This is a genomic window from Clostridium sp. DSM 17811 (assembly GCF_018861905.1).
Lineage (GTDB): Bacteria > Bacillota > Clostridia > Clostridiales > Clostridiaceae > Clostridium_AD > Clostridium_AD frigoriphilum.
In genome coordinates this window covers 248165-273896 of the sequence record NZ_JAHLDU010000003.1, presented here as the reverse complement: position 1 = coordinate 273896, position 25732 = coordinate 248165, and the positions used below count along the sequence as shown (strand labels likewise).

Here is a 25732-nt window from a genome sequence, read left to right as displayed (position 1 = left end):
ACCTAATATGGATTTCAAAAAGTAAATATTCCCTTTATTTCAGTCTCTATTTAATATTTATAAATCCATTCACTTTGTTCACTTTTGGTTGTATTCTTATTTGTCAATTAGGCTTGTCAGATTATTTAGCAATGTTTTAAAATATTTCCTTGCGTCTTTATCATCAATTATTAGTTTCCTAACTGCACTTTCGTATTTTTCACGTGTCAGACCTAAGCCTGTTGCAATACTTGCCAACACTGGCGTCTCTCTAACAGGGTAACGACTAATCAAACCATCAAGATCATTGCCAGAGACTAATTTATCGAATAAAGATTCTTCTTTTTCAATAATATCTTTCAAATCAAGTTTATATTCAAATTCACCACGTAGTGCAATGTCTTTGTGTTTGGGCAAAGCGGTCATAATATTATTCCTGACTTGCTTTTCGCATAATCTAGAACATAATCTTTCTTTATGCGGCTGTATGTTTTTTACAATTTCTGAAATTGCCTTATTATAAAGCTCTTTTTCGTCAACACCTGTTACCTCTGAACAACGCTTCGCAATTCTGCTAACAACTTTTAAGTTATAATAAAGCGACTCGACAGAGTAACATTCTAACGCAGCAATTCCTTTAGCAAATAGAGTTTGAATTTGTTCTTTTGTTCTATCATCTGCATCAATAAGTCCATATGCATTAATCCAATGTAAATTTTCTGTTCCTTTAATTCCTTCAACTGACTTTTCTACTTGAGTACAGCTACCTTGAGAAATAACAGTGATGTTTGGAAATATAAGCTGGTAAATTTGTCGATCAAGGCTTTCATTTTCACCTTCAACAAATAAAATGTTACGTTTTGCACCAAGTATTTCATGTTTAACAGAATTAGGTATTTTATCCGCTTCAAGAATTAAATCTGCATCCCAATCGTTTATACTTTTCCCATTCCATTGGCAACTTCTTAAAAGTAATACACTTGATTTTGAATGGTCAATTGGTAAAGAAACATCGTGTGTAGATATAACAAAAACGCAGTCTTTTCTTTTTTGAAATAGGGATGATAATAAAGGTGAAATTATTGAACGGTGAAGGTGTCTTTCCGGCTCATCTAGTATTATTAAATAATTTGGTTCAGTTGTTAAAACATCGGAACAAATTAATAATGCATTTCTCTCTCCATCAGAGAGTTCTGCTATGCTGTAGGGTTCACTTCCATTTTTTGATGCAAGAAGTTGTTCATCTTTTCCTAATGTTATTATGATTGGAATATTTGAAATTCCTAATATCTCATTTATTGCCTGAAGAGGCGCTTGAATAAGAGAAAGATTTTTAGCAAATTCTATACTATTAGCGTCTACAGCCCCTGCAATTTTTCTTGCTCTAATATTTTCCGAATTAATTAAGTCAAAAATTGATATACTTGATCTTGCTTGTGAATAATCATCTTTCCATCTTGAGTAGACTTGATCATCACTAATTCGCATATTTTGCTCTGTATTCTTCTTTTGCGAAGCAGTCATATCCATTGAGTTATTATTAAACCAAGTTTGTCTGTGAGCTAATATACGCTTTGTATGATTGATGTTTTGATGAAATAGATTGTGCATTAATGTAGATTTACCAACGCCATTTGCACCAAGTACAAATAAAGCATTTCCTTCTGCTAGAGGAATGTCCAGCAATCCATTGTTTGATGTTTGTATTTCAAATCTAAAGTTTGTCATTTATTATCCTCTCATTTCTTTTTTAAATTTCTCCTACATTCGGTTTTATTCTAAGTTCAGTAACTAGAATTTCTTCCTGATTAATTAACGCTTAATTTACTCTACTAACTCAAATAGCAAGTCTACTTGAATTCACTTATACAGGAGTTCTTTTTTATTGAATATTTCTATAAATATTATACCAGAACAAGGTTGATACATCACATTATTAGCCTAATAGGTATATGAATGATGTGAAGTATTTAGTTAGTTTATTTCAATTTCAATGCTTCAAGATAATAGTGGCAGCATTATTGTCTTGTTCCTGAAGCATATTCACCGAGGCAGATATCCATCACTTCTCTAACTGGTTGAATCAGCGATTCCTCATATTGGCATCTCCATCTAACTACTTTACTCATCTTTCCACCTTCAAGTCCATCTATAGTCTCACCACTCTTTACTGGTGCATTTGCAGTAAATATATATGATGCTACATTAAAAGCATGTCCCACTATATCATCTGGTTTTAAATTATGAAAATGATACTGAAGATCAGGCAATCCTATTGCATATAATCCTAGAGTATCTACCAACATATCTTCTGTATTCTGGATATTAAATAATCTCACATTTACACATAAATATATAAACTTGTCTTCATCCTTAATCTTATTATTATTTACTTGCTCTGAAGTTAGTAATTTCCCAGACGAGGGAACCCAAATTGCTGTACAATTAGGAAATAAGGTTAGCGCAACCTCTAGCCAACCAACCAACAGTTCACATCTTTCTTTATATTCCATAGTAGCTGCCATCATATCTGAAATAATTAGCCTATATTTGCAACTTCCCAGCAGTTCTTCATTATCTTTTACATCCCATAACTGAGTCCTCTCGAATTCACTAATAGTTTCTTCTTTGAATGGTTGAACTTCCATCATCAAAACCTGTGGAGGAATAGAACCCTCTTTAAACTTTGCTGTATATTTTTTCACTGCAAATGAAGTCAGACTTTTATCTCCAGATACAACATCTATATCGCCAAACTTTCTATTTAAAGCTTCCTTAATAATATTTGCCCCTAGTTTAGTTGGTTTATCACAAAATAAAAGATGAATTTGAAATAGCGATTGAAAATCCGCATTTTTATCTAACTCCTGTTTCAATACTTTATCTTTTTTAAACCTATCAAGTAATCCCATTTTGTTTCTCACCCTCCTAGCTAAGTTTATAAAATTTATTTTTTGTACTTCACATTATAGACATAACCTGTCCAATTTATCTGAGTAACTTTTACAATTGTTTATGACGGACTTTTAGAAAACCATGTAATAATTTACGAACCAATCTATCTTTCTGATAACAATTCTAACGCATCATTAGCCATTGTTAAAATATTATGCTGAATGTCATATGCGTTTTTCAAATCTTCTTTATTATACCATTTGAGAATTTTAGATTCCCCGTCTCCTGGTATTGTATCAAAAGATTTTGCAGTTGCATAATAAACAAAGTCTATATGATAATGTTCTGGATTTATTTCACCAAAAATTGTGTGCATAGGATTTATCAACAATTTTTCTCCTACTAATTCGCATGAATTCTTAAGCTGGTTATTTATTGGATTGTATAAATTTATTTTCAAACCTGATTCTTCTTGTGCTTCACGAATACATGCCTCTTCTGGCAATTCATTTAATTCGATATGCCCACCTAAAGGAAGAATTTTTTTAGCCTTCTTATGTAAATGTAATAATACTTTATCTTTATATACTATAAATACGGAAACTGTAAAATGCCTATCCATCCCATATCACCCTCCAAATTTTATACTGAGTATTTCGTCATAATCTACTAGTTCGCCATAACCAAGTTATTCATTTTCACTGTACCCATTTTTTCGACTGCCCATTATTAGCCTAATTAGAAGTTTAAATCTTTACTATAGCATCAGTATGCACATTTTGTTTATTAACACAGATTCCAATTTATAACAAACTCTCACAAGAATTTTCTATTACATTTGGTAAAAGTGTATATATATCGCAATCACACAATTTATCAAAGTACTTTTTCAACCCTAAAAATGCTTTCCATTTATCAATAGTGAAATCTGGTAACCCATGTCTTAATGCCACATCAATTAACATTTTCTCCATTATGCAATCACCATTGGGCAATGATATTGCATCACACAATTGTACTAAACGGTCATAATCATCATATACCGTATTCTTTATAAAACTTGTTAAGAAAATCTTTTGTCCTTCTGTGCAATCAAATTTCCAAAAAAAGTATTTACATCTTGTATTGGATAAGAATGCGTTAAGCATATTCTGCCAATCTCCTTTTGTTTTATACCCATCATATAATCATACCCGTCAATAGTATGCATAATTGATTTTATGCCTTCTCTGCGACCTATATCATGCAATACTCCCATAACATAAGCCTGATTGCTATCTAATATATCAATCTTATCTGCAATAAATTTAGCATTCAATCCAACAGACATGCTATGTTTTATCCAAGGCCCTGGATTTAGTTGTGCCCCTATTGACAGCTCTCTTTCTGCTTCTTTTGAACTTAACATAATATCTCCTTCCATAAACTAGATTTTTAATATTTTAATTTAGACTTTATTTTGTTTTCGATAATTTTTTTATGGGCTAATGCCTCTTTATCATTATTATCAATGTATAAGACCTTATTGAGCCAATAAAGGCATTTTTCATAATCTCTTAATTTAAAATAAACATCTTATTAAGTACATCTTATTATCTTAATTTCTTGTTATTATCCAATAAATAACTTTTTAGCATAGTTCATGTTTACGTTATTAAACTTATGTCCATAATTTTTACTGAGGTGTTAATTATGCAATCAAATAAAACTTGTCCATTAGTTGAACAATATCTAGGCTATCTTTCCATTATAAAAAATCGCTCTGAAAATACAATCTTAGAATATCGTACCGATTTACTAATGTTTTTCAGTTACACTCTAGACTCACGTAGCATCAATATTATAGATGGCAACTTTTCTCAAGTAGATTTGGGATTTATAAAATCTATTAATCTAAATGATATGTATTCTTTCATTACCTATTGCCAAAAGACTTTAAAATCTTCTGCTGGAACCCGTGCACGGAAAATAGTATCTATTCGTCAGTTTTGGAAATATCTCAAAACTAAAGCGCATCTTGTTGATAATAATATTGCAGAAGAATTAGAAACTCCAAAATTACCAAAGCGAATACCTAAATATCTTAATTTAGAAGAATCAGTACGCCTATTACTTGAATGCAAGAACTTTCCCAGGGATCACTGTATAATAACTATCTTTCTAAATTGTGCATTAAGATTATCTGAACTCGCAAATTTAAACATAGACCAAGTGAACAATGATATTTTATCAGTAGTTGGCAAAGGAAATAAAGAACGTAAAATTTTCCTGACACCTGCTGCCAAAAAATCTATCAATAATTGGTTGCATATCAGAAATTCACTTGATGTTACTTCTACTGCATTATTTATATCTAGAAACAATAACCGCATTACTACAAGGGCTATTCAAAATGTTGTAAAAAAATATGTTGTTTCTTCAGGGCTTAACCAAAAATCTATATCAACACACAAACTTCGTCATACCGCTGCTACTCTTATGTATAAATACGGCAAAGTAGATATCCGATTACTACAACAAATCCTTGGACATGAAAGTATTGCTACAACTGAAATATATACACACATTGATGAGCATCAATTATAATCTGCAGTAAACTCTAACCCATTAGCTATGATGTTTAATTAGCTTTGCTCTCCACTTTACAGCGTAATTCAAATTATATGGATAACTAGAAGCCGCCACTTATGCTTTATAGTTCTATTACCATACGCTGGAAGTGTCATAATTAAATAAGTTTCCGACAGAAGTAATGCCAAAATTATATTACCTCAGCTCTACAAATTGGAATTTTACACTTTTTTGATTAGATGCCTGATAACGGTTCATTGGTTTTATCAATCCAGCTATACTTCTCATCCTTGTACTGACCGATAAATTCATCTCTGTCATCATAATGATGCCCTATTAAATTAGGGCGAATATAATCTCTTGCGGCAAGAATTATATCCTTGGAGGCATCATTGTCTACCAGAGCCATCATCGCAAGGACATATCCTGCATATAATCCATCTAAATATCCCTCCTGCCGAAAATTTGAAATCAGAAGTTTATCCGACAAGCCATTATAACTCTTTGGCACGAGACCTTCCTCTGAGAGTTGTTCAGACCATAAAACAGCTATTTTCTGCTCTGTCTCTGGACTATTGCGTAGTTGTTCAATTATTTCTGGAAGATCTTTTACTTTACCTTCGAGATAATCAAAAACAGCATCTATAGCTATTTTTATTAATCCCTTTGCCCTGTTATTGACATTAGTTTTAGCTTCATCAAGCACTCCATCGCCAAAATTCATATTATTATCCATTGGTTGCCTCCTCAAATTACTATTTATCGCATACTCAAGGTATCTGTAAATGATACAGTTACCTATAACTTTTTCTTGTATTTATTATTAACTAGCTATCTAAACTTGGTATTATTAGCCTACCGTGCAGTTGGCTTCTTCCATTGTTCTAAACATATTGTGCAGTTCGAAAGTATACTATAACTAGATTGTATTATCTATATATAGCTTCTGATTAATTATGGTTTATATCAATATTGTTTAAAATCGCGTATGTAACTTTAGGATCTTTGATTTTATAAATGACTGCGCCACCTGCTCTCTTATTATCTGTTTTTTTTATCAATCCGATATTCATCATACCACTGATATAATTAGTGGTCGAACCACCTGTAGATGCTGCCTGGCGAAGTTCTTCATTAGTAAATTCGTCAGTATCATCTAGTTTTAATAAATGATTAATATAAGAATATACATTATTAGTATTTTTTTGTGCATCTTTTTTCTTTGGATAATATTCGTAAAATTCGAAATGTTCAACAAAGTGGTGTAGCCCATTTATCACTGCTTGTTTACATAAAGTTTTGCTATTGTTGTCAATACTGTATTGAGCTTTAAAAATTTCATTAAATATATTCCATAAATCTCGAGGATTTGAATTAGAAAGAATAAAAATATTTTTAATCTCATCGGTAGCAACATCAGGACAAAATAGATTATTATATTTACTAATTTTATTGTTGGAATATACAGAAAGCCGGCGATTTAAAACAATTTCGAGTTGTTGTTGATTCCAAACTATATCATAGACATAATGTTTTGAGCGTCTAAATAAGGCACTTAGATAGGAAAAAGGTATTTGCCAAACAGCAATAAATAGTTGAATATTGGAATTCAACAATAAGTTGTTATCGCATACCAATTCCTTGATTAAATTGGCAATTGCTTCAGCATCATTTTCAAGACGTATGTCTTCATCTAATTTGTCTATTAGAACTAAAGGAATTGAACCCATTACACTTTTAATTAATTGTAACGATCTATCAAAAAGTGAGTATGAAATTTCAACAGATTTAAATTCGTTAGCAATTGTAAAGTGAATATTAGGGAATATCTTCCTGACAGTACCTTCGCTAATAGATGGTAAATATGCGCCAAATTTCTGTGTAAGTAACTCGTTTCCAAAATTAGTCATTGCAGTTGTACCGTAATTAAGTAAAGTTGTTAAAGGAAGAGTAAATTTATTTACTAATCTTTTCAAGCAATTAAGTTGTACATTTCCAATTTTTAAATTTATCTGATCACCGGTTATACTATCACTATACTTCATTATAAGAAATGAAAGAAATATCTTATCATCTCTAGATGCTTTTTTAAGAGTCTTTTTATTAGAATCTAAATGGATTAGAAGATTTTTAGTTATACTTTGCAAAATTAATGAATAAAAATCATGTAAGTTATTATTGAGAGGAATGGCTTCATAATTATCAATAAAACAAACTAACTTATTGGAAGGAACTTTGGATTTTAAATCTGAAAGTATTATTGTTTTTCCCGAGCCGCGATTCCCACATATCACTGCAGTTTGATTAGATAATAAGATGTCTTCTAGTGATGAGTAATCAAGAGGTTTTATAAATAATTTCGTTATATCTTCTTTCTCAGCAGTGCGATCACGAAAGGGGTAACTATCAAATCCTATATTTTGATAAAATTTTGTAAATGTATTTTGCATAATTTCTCTGTCTCCTCCAAGGTTTTATTTGTGAAGTATTAATTATCAATTATTTTAATAAAATAATTGTCCTATTTTTACTCTTCCATTCATATGAACAAACTGCACATTATTGCTATAATTAAGTTTTACATCAGCAATGTAAACTGCCCATTATAGACATTATGTGAAGTTAACAGATTACCTGTTATAATACATTATCTTTACATAATTCAACAAACATTCATAATTTTCCTTTAAATTTTGCAAAAAAAAATATATTCACCCCTTAAATTGCCATAAAACTCCTCCGTTAATTTAAAAAAACCACTATTATTTTATATATGATCCGCATTAATATATATTTTATAATTTGCAAATATAGCATCAAATAAAAATAAGGCATTATCTCCAATTAATATTTCAACGGAAAAATGCCTTCACTTTTTTGATTTATTATATTTAATTATGTTAATATTTATCCTTACTGAATAATTTGACCTCAATCTAGTTGAATATAAAGCTACATTTGAAATTAAATCAAATAGTAATTACTTTCAAGGTACTACTATATATATCATATCCTACCTTTTTTATATCCCCATCAGTATTTCATTTATAGCTTTACTAACCCTTACTCTTTCCTCATAAACCCAATCTACATCAAATTCTAATTCAAATTTTTTAGAGAATGAATAATACATATTTATTTTTTGATAATATATTTCCAAATTGTCTAAATTATTTTTTAAACACTCTGGTTTGAATAAACTCTCTTGTTTATAAACAAATATCTCTTCTACATAATGTAAAAATGTATTCATTAACTCTTCTCTTGAGATATCAAATGGAACTTTTAACAAATCCCATTGAACCTCTTCTTTTAACTTGTAATTCTTTATTCTATCTAGAATTAATATATAATCACTAATATCCATTTTAGTATAATAGTCTAATTTCTCTTCCCTAGTACTCCATAAAACTAGTTTATCAATTAAAGGTAACCCTTTAATTTTCACTATAACATCTGATGGCCCAATAACTGCTTTCTTTATCTCTTCATCCTTAACCTCTAATCTAGATTTAATGAAATCTTGAGTATCTCCAGCACTGGCTACATACCCTACATCATAGATACCTCTTCGTCCTGCACGTCCACTAACCTGCTTTACCTCTTGTGATGTTAGTTGTCGTATTTCTTCACCGTCAAATTTTTTTATACTCATAAAAATAATTCTTCTAATAGGTAAATTGACCCCCATGCCGATTGCATCAGTAGTTACTAAAACTTTTGTCTCTTTACTTGTAAATTGTTTATATTGCATTTTTCTAACTTCTGGTGGTAAATCTCCATATATTATGCTAGTTTTAATACCTATCCTAGAATACCTTTCTGCTATTTCTAATACTCCCTTTTTAGAAAACACTACAATTGCATCGCCCTCTTGAGTATCATTATAATTAAAATTTATATTTTCAACTTCTAAAGGAATATCTCTTGTATATTCTTTTATAGAATACTTATCTCCACAGTCATTTATAATTGTTTCTAGTATGTTTTTCGTATTAGCGGCTCCACATATATGAATCTCTTTACATCTTAATCCTAATAAGGCCTTACTCCATGCCATTCCCCTATGTTGATCTTTAATCATTTGAATTTCATCAATAACAGCTATATCATAATGTTCCTTTAAATTAACCTTTTCTATTGTACATGAAACATGAGTTGAACCTATCTTTAATACTTCTTCCTCTCCAGTCAATAGATTGCAAATTATTCCTTCATTATTCAATTTTTCAAAATTCTCTAAAGCAAGAATTCTTAGTGGTGATAAATATATACCCTTTTGTGCGGTTTTCAGACGTTCTACAGCATTATATGTTTTACCTGTATTCGTATCACCTAAATGAATATAAATTATTCTATCCATACTTCTAGCTTCTACATACTCATCTTTAGGGTTATCCGGAAATTTTTCTTCAAATTCCTTAATAATTAATTTTGGTATATGTTGCTTCGTAAGTAATAGCATGAACCCATAATTAAAAAAAGTGTTATATTTTCCTTTTAAAACCTTATGAAACTCAAAATCAGTACCATTCCTCTTGTTATAATCCTCAAGCATTCTTTTTGATATATCTTCTAATAATTCCTCGTATTTCTCATACACCTTTTTAAAATCCTTTAAACCTTCATTTTCCAGCTCTTTAATCTTTTTTAGTTTTTTTCTTATTGCTACTTCATGTTCAATAAGAGCTACTGGCTTTGAATGATGAACTATCTCTTCAATTTGACTAATTTGACCCTTTAATTTTTTAAATTCTCTTTGAGATTCATTTTTTTCATCTCGTCCCCTCCAACTAAACATCATAATTAATCTTAACTTTAAAATATATGGTTTCCTAATGTTACAAAAACTATAACCTCTCTTTGAATTCACCATGTTTTCTTTATACACTTCCCCATTTCTATAAAATCCTCACTTTATAATCACTTCGAAAATTACATTACTAAAAACATTAGATACAGTAAATTCTACAATACTTTAAATAAAACACCCAATAAAACTTGTTTTGTGAACAAGTTTTATTGGGTGCTTTTTATCTGATATCTAACCTTTTAGGTACAAATTCCTTTTAGTGTTAGACTATACTACATTTCTTTTGACCTCTTCTTTATTTTTCATTCTTGATTTAAGTATATTATAAATCACACCAAGTATTATAAACCATACAGGTGTTACAAATAAGGCTACACGAGTTTCCTTAGTAAGTGCCAATACAACTATAATGAAAGCAATAAATGCTAGAATTATATAGTTAGAAATTGGGTAAAATGGCATTTTGAATTTGTTCTTAGCAGCAAGTTTAGGATTAGTTTTGCGATATATTAAATGGCAGACAACTATAATTGCCCAAATGAAGATAAAGCAGAATGTTGATATACTTGTAATGAGTACAAATACACCTTCTGGCATAATATAATTCAAAATAACTGAAATCAAGATAACAGTTGCAGAGAACATTAAAGCATTAGAAGGTACTTGATTAGAAGTTAATTTTTTCATTGACTCAGGTGCATTCTTTTCTTTAGCAAGAGAGTAAACCATACGGCTTGTACTGAATATACCACTGTTACAAGCAGATGCAGCTGATGTTAGTACAACAAAATTTATAATACTTGCTGCCGCTGGGATTCCCACTGCAGAAAACACCTGTACAAATGGGCTTTTATCGGGATTAATTGAATTCCATGGGTATATACTCATAATAACAATAAGTGCCCCAATATAGAAAATAATAATTCTAATTGGAATATTATTAATAGCACTTGGAATAACCTGTTCTGGGTTTTCAGTTTCACCAGCTAGTAAACCAACTAATTCTATTCCAGTAAAAGCAAATACAACCATTTGGAAGGAAAGAATAAAACCGCTTACCCCATTTGGAAACCAACCACCATGATTCCAAAGGTTTGTAAAGCTAGATACACCAACATTTGTAGAAAATCCTTTAATAATCATAAATGTACAAATTATAATTAGTGATAAAATTGCAATAATTTTAATTAAGGCAAACCAGAATTCCATTTCACCGAATAACTTTACTGTAGTAAGGTTCATAATCAGCAAAATTACAAGAGCTATAAGGCTTGGAACCCATTGAGCTACATTGGGTAACCAGTATTGTACATAAAGTCCAGTAGCTGTTAAGTCAGCCATAGCAAGTGAAATCCAACAGAACCAGTATGTCCATCCAGTAATAAATGCTGCTCCGTTACCTAGATAATCCTGTACAAAATCTACAAATGAATGATATTTTGAATTAGAAAGCAATAATTCCCCAAGTGCACGCATAATAAGAAAACAAATTGTGCCTGTTATCGCATATGCAAATAAAATAGATGGACCTGCCAAGTGAATTGACCTTCCTGCACCAAGGAATAACCCAGTGCCAATTGCACCTCCAATTGCAAGCAATTGAACATGACGATTTTTCAGACCTCTTGATAAATTTTCATTTTCTGACATATATATTCCTCCATCTCAGTCAAAAGGCATGTACTAAAAAATGCCTTTTCCTATATAAATATTTTGCGATTGGAGATATAACTGGGAATAGATAAGATCTAAATGAAGTAATTGGTAATATATTACTTTCGTAAGATATGTCACCTGTCCCCTGTCCTTTTACCTGAGAGTTTCGCCTTTACAGCTTTCTCCTTCGGTGCTCATTATGAGTCTCTCCAAGGGTTCATCCAATAGCGGTCATCTCTAATTAAATAGGTACCTGAAAGATTTACCCCTTCGGTGAATGGCATGCCATTACTCTCCCGCTATCTTCATCTGAACTATTAAATTTTATTGTTTCATAGTAATACATATTCGATAAATTTGCAATGATTTTTTCACTTCTAATGGAAATAAAAAGTTTATTTTGTCACAATTACTAGAATTATTTACACTCCACTAACAAACACCTCAATGTCCTTTTGAATAAGATTTAATGCGTTTCGCCAAAATTCTATTGAGTGAACATCTATATCAATTATCTTTGCACTATCAACAATATTATTTTTACTTGTAGCACTCAAAAAATTATTATATTGCGATACAAAAGCTTCTCCATTTTTTATATATTCAGCATAAAGACCCTTAGAAAATAAAACTCCAAATGAATATGGAAAATTCAAAAATTCATTGCCAGACAAATAATATCCAACCTTATTCATCCACATATATGGATGGATGGTCTCAGTGTCAATACTATCGCCATAGGCTTCTTCCATACAATTAAGCATTAATTCATTTAACTCTTCAACAGATAACTGACCCAATTTTCTTCTTTCAAATAATTTATTTTCAAATATATATCTAGCATAAAAATCAACGATATAATAACCCGCATCTGAAATGCTTTTTTCTAAAATTGAAAAACCTTCATTTGTTGGTAGAATATTAAGTAATGCGTTATTTACTATTGTTTCACAGAAAATCGAAGCTGTTTCTGCAATAGGTGTAGGATAGTCCGTATTTAGCATCTTTTCATTCCTAAGGCAATAGCTATGATAAGCATGTCCAATTTCATGAGCCAGTACACCAACATCACAATACTCCCCAGTAAAATTAGCTATAATTCTGCTTTCTTCTATTGGAAAAATATCAACAGTTAGTCCATAATTCCCTTTTCCAGTTCTTGGCTCAGCATCAATCCATCTACTGTCAAAGACTTTCTTTGCAAAATCAGCAAGTTCTTGACTGAATATTCTAAAACTTGATACAATTAAATCTCTGGCATCTGAATATGATATTTTTGTATTGGCATCACCCATTGGTGCAAAGATATCATAAAATGGAAGGCAAACTTTATGTCCTAGCCCTTCTGCCTTTTTATGATAATATTCATGGAATATAGGTAGACTTTCTTTTATAGCAGAAAGCATAACATTTAAAGTTTCATAATCCATTCTTGAGACCATGAGAACTTTTTCTAAAGGTGATTTATATCCTCTCATATCATAAATAGTAAGTGCTTCACCACTAATTCCATTCAAACATGCTGCGGACGCTTTCGATATTCTTTTACAAACTTCCTCTTCTGCATAATAGGCTGTTTTCCTTAAAAATTCATCTTTTTTATATGCCATGTTTCTGAGCTCTGAAAGTGCTACTTTCTTTGATTCACCTTCAATATCTATATCAACTAATATTGTAGAAGTAAGCTCCATATAGAGTCTTTGCCACGCTTTGGATCCTGTACTCTGCATTTTTGCAATTAATAATTCTTCATTTTCATTCAATAAATATTTTGACTGCAAAATAAGTTCTTTAAGATAAAACCGATATTCAATAAGTGTTGGCGAAGTATCTATTAATTCATCTATATTATTTAAAGAAATAAGCCATTTGTTAAACTTTACAAAAGAATCTATAACCAATGAATTCTTATATTCAATATCATCTAAAACATTCATTGCTTCCATATTTGAGTTATCTGAGCATGAAGTTAACTCAGCATAAGAATATAAACAGCAATATACGCTCTTATATTCATTATAAAGATTCAAAAACTCTTGAATTTTAGAAGTCGCATTATTCGTATCTTTCATATTTTTTGCAGACCAATCATTCAAATTTTCTATATGCTTGTTAAGAAGCTCCATGTCACCTTTAAACTTTTCAGAGTTAAATGAAGTGTAAAGTGCGTCTAAATTCCATGTTAAATCCATTAATAATCATCTTCCTCTCTATATTATAAATTACTATACAACACTGTTTTAAATCGCTGTCTTTACATAATTCAACAAACATTCATAATTTCCCTTGTGCTACTATATTTTATATTTTTATTGTACGTCTTTCTTAATGCTCTTTATACTTAATATTGTTCCAATGATAAATGTTGCACATAATACAATAATACCTAAAGTATAATTTGTATAAATTGTTCCATTTTGATGAGGACTTAATATAGTTGGAATACTCCAAGGAAATATTGTATTAAATCCAGTGTTCATTACTATAAGGTTAAGAGTAATAGCACTTACTCCAAGTATGATTGGTGGAACTATACTCTTATTATATATACTTAAGAATGCTACTATAGGAATTAATGCAAAGTGCATAAGAATCATAAAAACATATACTTTAGTGTAATATAGTAAAATGTTAAGAGTTAAAGGTTCATGTTTTATAGTCAATCCTAACAATACTAGCAAAATAAATGAAGAGACAATTGTAATGGAAATAAGAATTAGTATAACAATAAGTTTACCGATGAAGAATTGTATTCTACCTATTGGATAGGTAAACATACTATTTATTGTATTTTCTTGATATTCCCTTGAAAATATAAATCCCGCTAATAAAGAGAAAAGTCCAATGGCTATCAACATATTAATCATCATTTCAGCATCTGTAAAAAAGTTTTCCCAAACTACTATAGGAAATTTTTTATTTAATGCAAACACAGAAAATATTAATAGGTCAGGCAAAAATGCACATAGAGGCATACACCACAAAACTTTACATTTTCTTAGTTTAAGAAATTCAGTATGCATAACAGTTGATAAACTTGCAACATTATTCATTTATATCACTTCCTACCAACTTAATAAAATAATCTTCAAGACTGTCCCTAAGCAAAGATATTTCTTTAACCTCAACATTATTTTGTATTAGCATCCTATTAATATTAGAAGTCTCTGTTAACCTTTCATAAATTTTAATCACTCCCGGTTCTGATATTATATAATCTGAGATGTTAAATTTTTGTTCTAACATAAATACGGCGTCCCTATCATTATTAACTTTAAGCTCAATATAATGTCTATTTTTCTTTTTTAATGCTTCAGAGTCTATTTCTTCTAGTAGTTTCCCTTTATGTATGATACCCACTTTAGTAGCTAATTGCTGAATTTCACTTAAAATATGACTTGATATTAATACAGTTATATGCCTTTTTCGCGATAGATCAAGTATAAGTTGTCGTATTTCTTTTATTCCCACAGGGTCTAACCCATTTGTTGGTTCATCTAATACTAAGAACTCAGGATTATGAAGTAAAGCTCTTGCTATGCCAAGTCTCTGTTTCATACCCAACGAAAACTCTTTTGTTTTTCTATTAGCAGCGTCAAGTATTCCCGCTACCTCTAGTGATTGTTCTATACAATTTTTGTCTGGAACACCCATAAGTTTTCTGTGAATATCTAAATTTTCCACCGCGGTTAAATTTTCATAAAAACCTGGAAATTCTATAATTGACCCAACTCTTGCAAAATAATGTTTTTTGTCCTCACTCAGCTTTTCACCAAATAATTCGATATTCCCTGTGGTAGGCTTAATTAGCCCCATAATCATCCTCATAGTAGTTGTTTTACCTGCACCATTTAAGCCTAAGAATCCATAAATGTCTCCTTTTTCAATAGTTATATTTACGTCATCAACAGCTTTATGTTCTTTATACTGCTTTGTTAGATTATAAGTTTTTAATATGCACTCCATAATTTTCTTCCCCCAAACATTAATTTATTATCATGTACATAGAATACTATATTAGTTTTAAATAACTCTAACAAATACCTTACAAATACCTTAAATCATAAATATCTATTTATATAAAGGTAAAGAAAATGAAAAAGTAGTTTTCTCATTTAGAATGCTTTTAACTAAAACCTCTCCTTTTAATCTTTCTACAAGTTTTTTAACTATTGCAAGTCCCAACCCGCTTCCATGAAACTTTCCATTTCTTGAAGTTTCTCCGATATATAATCTATCAAATATATATGGAATGTCTTTCTCAGCAATACCTGCTCCTCCATTCCATATATCTACCCAAACCATAGAGTTTTCTCCTCTGATTTTTATACCAATTATTTTTTCATCTTTTCCATATCTAAGTGCATTAATTAAGAGGTTAGATAATATTCTATCAATTGCTTTACTATCTCCCCAGACAAAAAAATCTTTTTCTGCTATCTCAATGATAGGTTCAATGTTTTGATTAACAAATTCTTGATAAAATCCTACTAATACATCTTGAATCATATTGGTCAAATTGATTTTTTCTACTTTAATTAGTACATCTTCTGCTTCTATTTTAGAAAAACGAAAAAACTCTTCAAGTAATGAATATAATTTTTGAGACTTAGAATACACTATATCCAAAAAATACTTTTTTTCTTTATCGTTTAACTTTGAATCCTTCTGTAGAGCTTCTAGATATCCAAGTATAGATGTTAATGGAGTCCTTAAATCATGCGAAATATTGGCCACCATTTTTTTCCTCGATTCTTCTAGATATTGTTTTTTTTCAGCGATCCTCTGAAATTCATCTATTATATAATTTAAATTAACACCCAGGTTTTGTATACCCTTAGTTGAAGAATAAAATCGTACCCTAATATTAAAATTACCACCTTTTATTCCCTCTAATGTTCTATTAATTTCATTTATTTGCTTAGAAAAATAAATATTATTAAATATCAAAATACAACATATGCATATTAATATACAAACAATGTATATATTCATCATTACATCTCCCCCAACTTGTAACCTATTCCCCAAACTGTTTTTATATATTTAGGTTTAGAAGAATTATCCTCAATTTTATTTCTTAGACGACTTATATGTACCATTACAGTATTCTCATCAGTCATATATTCCTCTTTCCAAACAGCACTGAAAAGTTGAGACTTAGTGAAGACTTTGTTTGGATAAGTCATAAAAAGTTTTAATATCTCAAATTCCTTTGAAGTAAGTGGTATATTTTTTTTGCAAACTTTAAGTTCATAGGTATTTAAATCTAATTGAAGATTTCCGTGTTTTAATACTTCATCTTCCTCAAACTCGCTATTATTAAATTGTAAATACCTTCTTAATTGAGATTTAACTCTGGCGATAACTTCTGCTATATCAAAAGGCTTAGTAATATAGTCGTCAGCACCTAACTCAAGTCCAAATATTTTATCTGTTTGTTCATGTTTCGCCGATAAAATAATTACTGGGATCGTACCTTTTTCCCTAATTTTTAAAAGTACTTGTCCCCCATTGAGTTTTGGCAACATTAAATCTAATATAACCAATTGATAAGTCTTATTTTCAAATTTACATACAGCTTCTATACCATCAAAACAACAATCTACAATATATCCTTCCTTTCTTAGATATTTTGTAATAAGATAGTTAATTTCGTTATCATCTTCAACCACTAAAATACTTATATATTCCATATATACTCCCCATTCCCATAACTTACATTTATTTTTATCTCGCCGTTCTGAATAATAATTATAGTATACTACAAAATCTATCAATACCATATGGGTTACAGCAAGCATTCATGGTGCATCCCGTAGTTTGTAAATTTACGCTTTGCGAGCATTACCCAATTATAGTTTTATAATACTTTAAATACACTATAGTATTGACAAAAGGGGTTAAATAATGTATATATAGTATATATACATTATACTCTTTCAAATTAAACAAGAGTTTATTAAAAGAAACTGCTAGGAGATAAAATATGGACATTACTATTATAATTTCAAATTTATCAAACGATCCTATATATCTGCAAATTATTGATCAGATTAAAGGACTAATATTTTCTGGTGAAATAAAAGAAGGTGATGCACTTCCATCTATGCGAAATTTAGCAAAGGATCTTCAAGTAAGTGTAATCACCACAAAGAGAGCTTATGAAGAATTAGAGAAGGAAGGATTTATTGTTTCTCTTACAGGTAAAGGGTCATTTGTATCAGGGCAAAATAAGGATATACTTCGCACGAAAAAAATGAAGATTTTAGAAGAAAAATTAAAAGAAATTTTAAAGGAAAGTAAAATACTGAATTTATCTATGGAAGAAATAATAGATATAATGAAACTTCTTAAGGAGGACGTAAAATGAGCAGTGTATTAGACGTTAGAAATCTCAATAAGTCTTATGGTGATTTTTGTTTAAATGGATTAAACTTTAAGCTTGAAAAAGGATACGTAATGGGATTTATAGGACCAAATGGATCAGGAAAAAGTACCACAATAAAATCAATTATGAATCTAATAAAAAAAGATAGTGGAAGCATCAGTGTTTTTGGTATGGACAGCGTTAAAGACGAAAGAAAAATCAAAGAAAAAATAGGATTTGTTTATGATGAAAATATATTTTATGGCATGCTTACCATAAATGAAATGAAAAATATTATAGCAGGTTTTTATAGAAGGTGGGATGAAAACAAATTTAAGGAGTATATTAAACATTTTGAATTAAATCCAAATAAGGTGATAGATAAGCTTTCAAAGGGAATGAAAATAAAATTTGCCTTAGCATTAGCTCTCTCCCACGGAGCTGAACTTATTGTTATGGATGAGCCTACTTCAGGACTTGATCCTGCTTTTCGAAGTGAGCTTATGGATATTTTATATAATGTTATTCAGAATGAAGAGATGTCAATTTTCTTCTCCACACACATTACAACAGATCTTGAAAAAATTGCAGATTATATAACTTTTATTAACAAAGGAAGTATGGTGTTTTCTGAGTCGAAGGAAGAAGTGCTACAAAAATACGCAATAGTCAAAGGCGCTTCTAGACTTTTAGACTTAAATATACGAAAGGAATTTATAGGTATAAGAGAAACTGCTTCAGGGTTTGAGGCATTAACTGATGATAAAGAGAAAGCAAGGATTTTATTTAATGATAGTTGTAAGATAGAAAAAGCATCACTAGAAGATATTATGGTTTATACAATAAGAGGTGATATTCATGTTTAATCTTATAATGAAAGACATTAGAATTCAGAAAAAGGATAAAACCGTATTTATGTTTATTCTTTTAAACATTGTAAACGCATTTATATTTCAAACTAATTATGCAACCACTATATTGTTATGTTTTTTAAGTATATATCTACTGGCAGTGTATGCTAATGCTTATGATTTTAAATATAATAGTGAACTAATGATAAATAGTTTGCCTGTTAATAGAAAAGTTGTGGTGGCTGCAAAATATTTATCAGTATTTTTATTCCTTATCTGTGCTATATTAATAACACTTATTGTGAGCAGTTTATTACATTTTGTTGCTCCAACTTTAGTAAGTAAAACCATCGGTATAAACACCATTTTTCTTGAGTTTTTTATTGTATGTATTTATTTTTCTATTTTTTTCCCATTTTATTACAAGCTCGGATACCTCAAGTCGAGGTGGGTTAATTTCATAATTATGGCTGTACTGGGAAGTCTCATCTCTTTTGCAAATGAGATATTAAAGAATAATACAACCTTTGGGGTTGATTTTGGATTACTGCAAAGAATCGTACTGACAGCCATACCTATAATTTTTATAGTAGTTTCATTCTTCATTTCAATTAAAATATATATAAATAAGGAATTGTAATTGTGGTTTTATGAAATTAATTAAACATCCATATGCAATATGGGGAAGGCAACTGCTAATGTAAAAATACCGCAAAATTCAAATTTGAATTCTGCGGTATTTTAGAAATTATTTAGTTTTACTAAATGTATTATTTAATAAGGAAGTTATAAATTAATCGACTTTATTTTAACAGGAATCCATACTTCACATTTGTATTCACCAGGGTTTTTATCATCCCAAAAGTTTTTTTCAATGCATGGGCCTTTCACTTGTTCAAATCCAGAGGAGGGAAACCATTCAGAGTATATGCGTCTCCAAATATCATGTATAATCAAATTATTGGGCACAGCTCCATTACCTTCAAATACTGCCCATGTAAGTTTTGGCACCTCTAGTATAGTAAATTCATCTGGTATATATTTTTCGAACTGTTCAGCTCCCATTATATATTTTCTTGTTCCATCTTCTTCAAATCCATAATGAAATCCATTTAGCAAAGTGCCCTTGGGGTTCCCAAGAATTTCGTTTATCCTATCATGTGTTCCATCCTCAAAAATCTTACTAATAAACTTTGGTATCTCTCTATAGGCTGCATCGTCAACTCTAGTTGTTGCAAATTCTGCACCAAATACTTTAAAAGCCTCCTTTTCAACTATTGTATAAATAATTTCAAATTCTCCTTTTATTGATATTTGAAAAGAGAGTTTGGGAAAAGCTTTAATCTTTCCATTAAGCTTTTTTAAAGCTGACGGTGATATTCCATGCAGTCTTTTAAATGCCTTAGTAAATGCTTCTGGACTTTCATAACCATATTTTAATGCTATATCAATTACTCTTTTGTCTGTTGCAACCAACTCTTCTGCAGCAAGGGTAAGTCTTCGATTTTTTATGTACTGGGTCACCGTAAATCCTGTTAATGCATGAAAAACACGCTGGAAGTGATATCGGGATGAACATGCGACTTTTGATATGTCATCTATATTAAGTGCTGTGTCCAAATTTCTTTCAATGTATTCAAGCGTATTATTAAGTAATATTATTGTTCCCAACTTTCCCATCCTTTCAAAATCAGTTCATTCATTACAAAAATGTAAATCTCCATTATTTCATCTTATTATATATATAACTTGTTATAACTTCACAATACTTATCAGGCTCCTCAATTCTAGTATAATGACCAGAGAAATCAAATGTAACCACTTGTTTGTCTTGCACTCGCTTCATAAATTCTGCTGTTTGTACTTCACAAGTTATTGGATCATATTTACCTTTAATCAATAAAGAAGGTTTGTTTACATTTGATAATTCAGTAAACACATCATTATACACTCGCCAATCCTTCAATAATTTAATTCTTGTTTTGGTAGATTTATTCCATAAATTCTTAGCATCGTTAGTACTCATAGCTATTCGTTCAATAATTTGCTTATCACTTCCAAACCACATATAGTTACTTCCGTTAGCTCCAAGTTCATTTAACACCTTCATAAGTAGTTTATTGATATCCCTATAATCTGTAATTTCTCTTAAAGCTTTAAAATAATCTTCTGCCAATGCTGATTTTCCTAATTTAACTAATTCCTTAGCAGCTTCATTTAGCATAGAACGCTCTGAAAGTGCAAAGCTAAAAGACGGACATTCATATATCATATATTCAATAGAATTAGGGTATAAATTAGCATAAAGAACAGCAAGATACCCACCAAATGAGTGACTAAGCAGTGACCATTTATTTATATGTAATTTTTTTCTTAATTCTTCAAAATCTTCAATAATATCTTCTAGTGAAATATGTTCTTCATCTAAAATAGCCTCGGATCTCCATACTCCCCTTTGATCTGGAGCTATAACTTTAAAGTTTTTTGATAATCTGTCCCCCTGATATTGAATAAAATCTGCAACACCAATCCCACCTGGTCCACCATGAATAAATAATAATACTGGAGATGAGTCCTCTCCCAAAATTTCAGTGTAAAGATCTTTCCCTCTAATTTTATAATACTCCACCATCTAATACGTCCTCCCTATAATGACCTTAATTATTTCCTACCTTCGCTAAAGTATATCAAAAAATGAGATTTTATATCTGTCTTGTTGTGCTTTAATTTGTCTGAATTTATTCATTCTAAAAATATCAAAGAATACATTGTTTTATAATTCTTTCGTTAGTTCTATAAATAATTTCTTGTGGATATCCTATAAATTCAAGTACCTTTATTGCGTTTCTAGTTGAAGATACACCTTTTCTTATTTGATAATCAAATTCTAAACCATGTTCTCCTACATTTTCAGTGAAATAATGGCATTCATATAAATCTCCTACCATAGTAGCTATTTCAAGATCATGCGTAGCTACTGCCACCAATGAATTATGTCTAGACAAATAGGCAAGAATCTCAGCAGATGCGTTAACCCTCTCAATAGGGTTAGTTCCCCTAAAAATCTCATCAATAAGACATAAGCTTGTCACTTCCTCATTGCAACCATTAATTATCCTAAACAATGCCTCTGCCTCGCTTAAATAATAACTTTTCCCACTAGTCACATTATCAGTAACAGTCATTGACGATATTATGTTGAAATATCCACCCTCGTAACTTGTCGCAAGGCAAGTGAAAATAGTCTGTGAAAATAATGCATTTATGCCTAATGCTCTTAGAAAAGTAGACTTACCAGACATATTTGAACCAGTTATAATAACACCCTTTTCTAAAGTTAAAGAATTCCCGATAGCTGTGTCTATTAGTGGATGTTTTATATCTTTAACCATTATTTCCTTAAGCCCTTTTGTTAATTTAGGTTCAACATATTCTAGAAGTCCATCCCTATAAGAAGCTACAGATATTAATGCATCGATTTCCCCTAAAATCAAATAGATACTTCTTATATCTTCAATATGTGCCTTAACTTCATCTATTATTTTATTGAAACCTCTAGCCTCACTTAAAAAGAATATATTTATGTACTCGTATAACATATCTACACCTTCTACTCTTCCTATTTTAATAAAGGCGTCTTTCCTTGTTATTGCCTTGCATTTCTTTGATTGCTCTTTAAGCTTTAAAGTATATCTTTTTAACTCCTTATCCTCTACAGATCCAATAGCCTCTGCCAGTCTAATAATCTTACTTAAATACCCCATTGAGGCAAGATCTCCGCCAATATCCTTTTTGATTTTAGCACTAAGATAGCCATTAACCGCAAATATTATAAGTATAAAAATCCATGCCTTTCCTATACCCATAAACGTTATTGAAATTAAGGAACCATAAGCTAATATCCTTAAAAGATATAACAGTGGTTTCATGAAAGTTTTATAGGATATTTCATCCCATAAAAAACATGTTATAGTGTTAATATTCTGTCTTCCTAATTTAAAAAATTTTCTTTGTATTTTTTCTCTTATTTCCTTATTATCTTGAAAGAACGTTATAATCTTATTTCTATTGATTAGTTTTTCTTCTTTTAGGATTGGATTTCTTAAAATATAATATAAATATTGTTCTCCTGGCGAGGATAATGTTCTATCTACCTTTTCAAAAACATTATCCATATTTAAATCTAAATAAGTTTGATCATCAATATATAGTTCCTCCGGATCTTTATATTTTAGTACGTCAAATAATAATTTAATATCCTCAAATTTTCGCACGCGGTTGTTTCCATTACTGTAATTCTCTTTAATCTTTTGTAAATCTTTATAAAAAATTGCTTTATTTCTTGCTGCTAGTCCAAACATCAGCAAAACTAATGAAATAATATTTACACAAAAATATATTTTATTTACATTGTTACCTAGGACAATTGATACATAGGTTATAATTGCAGCTATAACTATACTTGCTATAAATAATTTGTTAAATTTTTTTTCCTTATCCATTTGAAACGCTCCTTACCGAACTTTATAATAACACTTGTAATTCACTTAATTTTTTCTGATTTCCATATCCAATTTTTCTTTTAATTTGATATATCTATTGTATTCTTGACCCCAAGCAATTATAGAAGATATTAAACTAAAAATAATAGTAGTAATACACAATAATAGGATGTGTTCATGTCCGTACATAATATTATTATCTTGCGTAAAAAAAACAAAACCCATTATTCCATACCAAGCAGTCAAGAAAATAAAATTTTTAAGGTTATGCAATAACATGCCTTTTTCTTTCCTTTTTTCCCAAAATTCAATAAAACTTTCATCATCAGAATAAAATAATTTTGTTAATTTATTTGGCTTTATATCATTTTCAGTAATAAGAAACCCCAAAGTTGCATTCATAATTATAATTATAGGTACAGAAATAATAAGAACCCCCATTAGCAACAATCTCATAACGACACCCCTTTCAAAATTTTTGACTAATATTCTTACCATTTCACCCTATTTATCTTTTCTTCCAATAAAATAATACCCATTTGATTTATTTTATTACATTATAATCCATCCAAGAATATAATGCTATGAGAAATTTCACACTATTTATAATACATTCATTTTGGATATGGTAAAAATATTGTTGAGTTTCATGATATAATATTTAAAACACATTTATAGAATGCTATAATATGGGCAGCTAACTACTAGTGCCGTATACACAATATATAGAAAGGAAGTGAATATTTAGTGGGTTTGAATAATTGTGTACACTGTCCCATTGAAGATAAATTATGTTAAATGAAATGGATAGACAATATCTTAAAATTATTGAGAAAATTATAAAAAAAGGATACTACGACCAAAACCGTACTGGTATTGCAACTTTAAAACTCCCTCACCAAATTATGCAATTTGATTTAGAAGAAGAATTTCCAATATTAACAACTAAATTTGTTGCTTTTAAGACAGCAGTAAAAGAATTGCTTTGGATTTTCAAAGACCAATCCAACGATGTTAAAAAACTTCAGGAACAAAATGTGCATATATGGGATGAATGGGCATACGACGATGGAACCATTGGTAAGGCATATGGTTTTCAAATAGCTAAGTATCATCAAATTGATACACTTATTGATGCCTTGAAAAATAATCCTCAAGATAGAAGAATGATGATGAATTTATGGAATATAGAGGACCTGCCCCAAATGGCACTTCAACCTTGTTGCTTCTTAACTCTTTGGGATGTAACTGATGGACGACTTAATTGTATGTTAGTACAACGAAGTGGTGATACAGCGTTAGGAATTCCTTTTAATACAAGTCAATATGCAGTATTAGTTCATTTAATTGCACAGGTAACAGGATTAAAAGTAGGATTGTTCACTCATGTTATAAATAATGCACATATATATGAAAACCATATTGAAGGTTTAAAGCTACAGCTTTCAAGAAAGTCAGAAGCTTTAGCTGCTCCGAAACTATGGATTAATCCAAATATTAAAAACTTCTATGACTTTACACCAGAAGATGTTAAACTTATAGATTATAAACACCTTGGGAAAATAAATATGGGGAGTGTGGCTGTATAATGCTTACATTTATTGTTGCAATTGGAGATAATTTCGCTATAGGTAAAAATAACGATTTACTTTGGCATTTTTCAAAAGATTTAAAAAGGTTCAAGCAAATTACAAGTGGAAACACTATTATAATGGGAAGAAAGACATTTGAGTCCCTTCCTGGTATTCTTCCTAGCAGACATCATATTGTTATTACAAAAAATAAAGATTTTGTTATAAATGATGAAAGAGTTACTATTTTTAATTCTAAGGAAGAGTTATTCGCATTTATGAAAGACAGTGAAGAATACTTTGTTATAGGCGGTGGAGCAATTTACAAGTTATTATTGCCTTATTGTAATAGGATACATTTAACAAAAGTACATAAAGAATATAATGCTGATATTTTTTTTCCTAAGCTAGACTATTCAGAGTGGAATTGTAGAGAAGAAGAAACTGGGTTCATCAATGATGATAAAACAACATCATATACTTTTTTAACTTTGGAACGTATTATTAATGTGAAACAAAAATAA

At 30.0% G+C, this 25732-nt stretch carries 24 protein-coding genes and 1 riboswitch; of the genes, 6 read left to right on the top strand and 18 right to left on the bottom strand.

The genetic code is table 11. The features are described from left to right. Window positions 1–96 precede the first annotated feature (96 nt). The 5 genes from KPL44_RS06685 to KPL44_RS06665 all read right to left on the bottom strand — a co-directional run bounded on the left by KPL44_RS06685 (window position 97) and on the right by KPL44_RS06665 (window position 4282). Complete coding sequence (locus tag KPL44_RS06685) at window positions 97–1707, bottom strand: AAA family ATPase (RefSeq protein WP_216248108.1); 1611 nt, start codon at window positions 1705–1707, stop codon at window positions 97–99. Window positions 1708–1997: 290 nt separating this feature from the next. Beyond that, complete coding sequence (locus KPL44_RS06680) at window positions 1998–2903, bottom strand: DUF4261 domain-containing protein (RefSeq protein ID WP_367302937.1); 906 nt, start codon at window positions 2901–2903, stop codon at window positions 1998–2000. 134 nt (window positions 2904–3037) lie between these two features. Next, entirely contained in the window at window positions 3038–3496 is a 459-nt protein-coding gene (locus tag KPL44_RS06675) for an NUDIX hydrolase (protein WP_216248107.1), read from the bottom strand. Window positions 3497–3677: 181 nt separating this feature from the next. Continuing rightward, entirely contained in the window at window positions 3678–3848 is a 171-nt protein-coding gene (locus KPL44_RS06670) for a hypothetical protein (protein WP_216248106.1), read from the bottom strand. Window positions 3849–3937: 89 nt separating this feature from the next. Beyond that, window positions 3938–4282, bottom strand: coding sequence for an HD domain-containing protein (locus tag KPL44_RS06665; RefSeq protein ID WP_216248105.1), 345 nt, complete (start codon window positions 4280–4282; stop codon window positions 3938–3940). Between the two features lie 284 nt (window positions 4283–4566). On the opposite strand from KPL44_RS06665, the gene KPL44_RS06660 reads away from it, so the two are divergent. Further along, on the top strand, window positions 4567–5460 hold the full coding sequence (locus KPL44_RS06660) for a tyrosine recombinase XerC (protein ID WP_216248104.1): 894 nt from the start codon (window positions 4567–4569) through the stop codon (window positions 5458–5460). 220 nt (window positions 5461–5680) lie between these two features. On the opposite strand, the gene KPL44_RS06655 is transcribed toward KPL44_RS06660, so the two are convergent. The 9 genes from KPL44_RS06655 to KPL44_RS06615 form a co-directional block, all read right to left on the bottom strand. Beyond that, window positions 5681–6196 (bottom strand): hypothetical protein, encoded by a 516-nt coding sequence (locus tag KPL44_RS06655; RefSeq protein ID WP_216248103.1) that lies wholly within the window; start codon window positions 6194–6196, stop codon window positions 5681–5683. Window positions 6197–6395: 199 nt separating this feature from the next. After that, window positions 6396–7895: a P-loop ATPase, Sll1717 family gene (locus tag KPL44_RS06650; RefSeq protein ID WP_216248102.1), complete on the bottom strand. Its 1500-nt coding sequence runs from the start codon at window positions 7893–7895 to the stop codon at window positions 6396–6398. 572 nt (window positions 7896–8467) lie between these two features. Next, the gene (locus KPL44_RS06645; RefSeq protein ID WP_216248147.1) at window positions 8468–10246 is read right to left on the bottom strand and encodes a helicase-related protein; all 1779 of its coding nucleotides are present in this window, start codon (window positions 10244–10246) and stop codon (window positions 8468–8470) included. Between the two features lie 279 nt (window positions 10247–10525). Further along, window positions 10526–11908 carry an amino acid permease gene (locus KPL44_RS06640; protein ID WP_216248101.1) on the bottom strand — a complete coding sequence of 461 codons (1383 nt, stop codon included), beginning with the start codon at window positions 11906–11908 and terminating at the stop codon, window positions 10526–10528. 141 nt (window positions 11909–12049) lie between these two features. Further along, window positions 12050–12137, bottom strand: a riboswitch (glycine riboswitch). Window positions 12138–12336: 199 nt separating this feature from the next. Beyond that, on the bottom strand, window positions 12337–14106 hold the full coding sequence (locus tag KPL44_RS06635) for a M3 family oligoendopeptidase (protein ID WP_216248100.1): 1770 nt from the start codon (window positions 14104–14106) through the stop codon (window positions 12337–12339). A gap of 117 nt (window positions 14107–14223) precedes the next feature. Continuing rightward, complete coding sequence (locus KPL44_RS06630; RefSeq protein WP_216248099.1) at window positions 14224–14967, bottom strand: ABC transporter permease; 744 nt, start codon at window positions 14965–14967, stop codon at window positions 14224–14226. Then, a complete protein-coding gene (locus KPL44_RS06625; protein ID WP_071613127.1) occupies window positions 14960–15880 on the bottom strand; it encodes an ABC transporter ATP-binding protein in 921 nt (306 codons plus the stop codon). The genes KPL44_RS06630 and KPL44_RS06625 overlap by 8 nt, the downstream gene beginning before the upstream one ends. Before the next feature lie 105 nt (window positions 15881–15985). Beyond that, window positions 15986–16912, bottom strand: a complete 927-nt coding sequence (locus tag KPL44_RS06620; protein WP_216248098.1) for a sensor histidine kinase — start codon at window positions 16910–16912, stop codon at window positions 15986–15988. Beyond that, window positions 16912–17610 (bottom strand): response regulator transcription factor, encoded by a 699-nt coding sequence (locus tag KPL44_RS06615; RefSeq protein ID WP_216120060.1) that lies wholly within the window; start codon window positions 17608–17610, stop codon window positions 16912–16914. The genes KPL44_RS06620 and KPL44_RS06615 overlap by 1 nt, the downstream gene beginning before the upstream one ends. Window positions 17611–17909: 299 nt before the next feature. On the opposite strand from KPL44_RS06615, the gene KPL44_RS06610 reads away from it, so the two are divergent. The 3 genes from KPL44_RS06610 to KPL44_RS06600 are packed head-to-tail and all read left to right on the top strand — an operon-like array spanning window position 17910 to window position 19775. Further along, window positions 17910–18287, top strand: coding sequence for a GntR family transcriptional regulator (locus KPL44_RS06610; protein ID WP_216248146.1), 378 nt, complete (start codon window positions 17910–17912; stop codon window positions 18285–18287). After that, window positions 18284–19150, top strand: a complete 867-nt coding sequence (locus KPL44_RS06605; RefSeq protein ID WP_216248097.1) for an ABC transporter ATP-binding protein — start codon at window positions 18284–18286, stop codon at window positions 19148–19150. The genes KPL44_RS06610 and KPL44_RS06605 overlap by 4 nt, the downstream gene beginning before the upstream one ends. Next, window positions 19143–19775, top strand: a complete 633-nt coding sequence (locus tag KPL44_RS06600; protein ID WP_216248096.1) for an ABC-2 transporter permease — start codon at window positions 19143–19145, stop codon at window positions 19773–19775. The genes KPL44_RS06605 and KPL44_RS06600 overlap by 8 nt, the downstream gene beginning before the upstream one ends. 146 nt (window positions 19776–19921) lie before the next feature. Here the strand turns inward: KPL44_RS06600 and KPL44_RS06595 are convergent, their stop codons facing one another. The 4 genes from KPL44_RS06595 to KPL44_RS06580 form a co-directional block, all read right to left on the bottom strand. Beyond that, window positions 19922–20815, bottom strand: a complete 894-nt coding sequence (locus KPL44_RS06595; RefSeq protein ID WP_331702289.1) for an AraC family transcriptional regulator — start codon at window positions 20813–20815, stop codon at window positions 19922–19924. 43 nt (window positions 20816–20858) lie between these two features. After that, entirely contained in the window at window positions 20859–21767 is a 909-nt protein-coding gene (locus tag KPL44_RS06590; RefSeq protein ID WP_216248094.1) for an alpha/beta fold hydrolase, read from the bottom strand. A gap of 124 nt (window positions 21768–21891) precedes the next feature. Continuing rightward, window positions 21892–23637, bottom strand: coding sequence for a MutS-related protein (locus KPL44_RS06585; protein WP_216248093.1), 1746 nt, complete (start codon window positions 23635–23637; stop codon window positions 21892–21894). Window positions 23638–23682: 45 nt separating this feature from the next. Then, window positions 23683–24093, bottom strand: coding sequence for a hypothetical protein (locus KPL44_RS06580; protein ID WP_216248092.1), 411 nt, complete (start codon window positions 24091–24093; stop codon window positions 23683–23685). 335 nt (window positions 24094–24428) lie between these two features. Here KPL44_RS06580 and KPL44_RS06575 point away from each other — a divergent pair, with 335 nt between their 5' ends. Together KPL44_RS06575 and KPL44_RS06570 are read left to right on the top strand one after the other, a co-directional pair. After that, window positions 24429–25226 carry a thymidylate synthase gene (locus tag KPL44_RS06575; protein WP_216248091.1) on the top strand — a complete coding sequence of 266 codons (798 nt, stop codon included), beginning with the start codon at window positions 24429–24431 and terminating at the stop codon, window positions 25224–25226. Further along, window positions 25226–25732, top strand: a complete 507-nt coding sequence (locus tag KPL44_RS06570) for a dihydrofolate reductase (RefSeq protein WP_216248090.1) — start codon at window positions 25226–25228, stop codon at window positions 25730–25732. Before KPL44_RS06575 ends, KPL44_RS06570 begins: the two co-directional genes overlap by 1 nt.